Origin of the sequence: Phormidesmis priestleyi ULC007, from assembly GCF_001895925.1 — a bacterium.
In the GTDB taxonomy this organism is placed as follows: Bacteria; Cyanobacteriota; Cyanobacteriia; order Leptolyngbyales; family Leptolyngbyaceae; genus Phormidesmis_A; species Phormidesmis_A priestleyi_A.
In genome coordinates this window covers 1-1,684 of record NZ_MPPI01000099.1, presented here as the reverse complement: position 1 = coordinate 1,684, position 1,684 = coordinate 1, and the positions used below count along the sequence as shown (strand labels likewise).

The following is a 1,684-nucleotide window of genomic DNA, read 5'->3' as shown; positions in this document are numbered from 1 at the left end:
CCTCTGCATCGTCTTGAGGTTTGAGGATAAACACCATATCGTCGGCGTACCGAACGCTTTGATGAATGTCTTCAATCCCGTTGAGAGCGATGTTCGCGAGTAGTGGGCTAACCACTCCACCTTGGACAGTTCCCTGGTCAGGAAATTCTGGATTGACTCCTGCTTTGAGACAGCGGAAAATTCCAGTCTTGACCCCTTTTGGGGCAATCAGGTTGTCCAGAATGGCGGCATGGTTAATCCGGTCGAAGCACTTTTCGATATCCAGTTCGATGATCCGTTTACCGATTCCATTCGCATGGGAGTTGAGGTTTTGGAACAAGACTTTTTGGGCATCGTGTGCCGAGCGTCCCGTTCTAAACCCGTAGCTCCGAGCGTGGAATGTCGCTTCGTGGGCAGGCTCTAGCGCATATTTAGCCAAGCATTGCCAGGCTCTATCCGCCATAGTTGGCACTTTTAGCAGTCGCCTGGTTCCATCTTTTTTTGGAATTAGAATCTCGCGAAGCTTCGAGGGTTTCCAACGGTTGACGGTTTCTTTGAGCAAATTGCTCAGGTCAAAGCGCTCTTCAATCGTGAGGAATGCTTTGCCGTCAATCCCTGCCGTCTTTTTACCCGCATTCAGTTGAGTGACTTGACGAATGGCTAGAAATCGGGCGGCTGTAGACTTGAAAATCAGTTTTTGGAGTGACCGCGCCTTTCGCAGGTTGCCCACTGAAACTGCTTTGAACACTCGATTTTGGAGGCGGAATAAGTTCCGTCGGAATCGCTTCCACGGGAGCTTCTTCCACAATTCACTAGCCTGCTGGCTGTGTCTAATCATGCGCTCACGCCAAGGAGTGTTTGCTTTGAACCTTGACCCAATCACGGGTCATCCTACCCAGTCTGCGGAGTTCCGCTGCTCGTCTAGCCTACTGGGGTTCGACTTCTCCCCAGACCGAACAGACTGTTTTTATTCGTTCCTCCCGTTCGATTGCTCGTTCCCTTAGATGGATTCAATTCAACCGCCAGAACCCCTGACTCTGACCGGTTTCCTCCGGAGACACGGCGGGATACAATCTCTGGCAAAGTCAAGGGTTTGTCGTTATGCCTTGCTCCCAATTAGGTCGCTTTTCGAGAATCTGGTTTCATCGTAGGAACCCCCTGTTAGCGCCAGTGTCAACGCATAACCGTTGTCTGATTGCGCCCTGTTCCCAGCTTCAGCCTGCAAGAACCGAGCTTGCTCACTGTGGGCAGATCAGGAGTCACTTCTGAGTTTGAAGGGTAGGACTTGCACCGACATCAAGCGGGAAGTTCAGCTAGACTTAGGAGTCTTGGCTGGAGTGATTATGGACGGACTGGTTACCGTATTTCGTCACTCAACGAATCGCACCCGGACTATTGTACTTATGAGATCTCTTTTGTCACCCTCGCCAGAGGAAACACTCAGTACTAGCGCTGTGCCGATTACAGCACTGATGCCGACCGAATTCATCCACATCTTAGGTGACGGTAAACTACCACCCTATACCAGATGAGGTAGCACCAGAGAATTGCTTTACTGAAGTTAATTTCACGAAGGTAGCGGAGTAACCCGGGAGCATCCCACCTTTGCGATGAGTATTCATACTCAGTGCCAACCTCGCCATTCAATTGGACAATCTAATAGAAGTCGTTCTGAGAACCCGCGAAATGACCCCTGAACAAGGGG

General features: G+C 50.6%; 1 protein-coding gene. It reads right to left on the bottom strand.

What is annotated here, in order from left to right; genetic code table 11:
* The coding region (locus BRW63_RS26955; RefSeq protein ID WP_189645280.1) for a reverse transcriptase N-terminal domain-containing protein at positions 1-817 on the bottom strand (817 nt) is incomplete at its 3' end.
* Between the last annotated feature and the right edge of the window lie 867 nt (positions 818-1,684).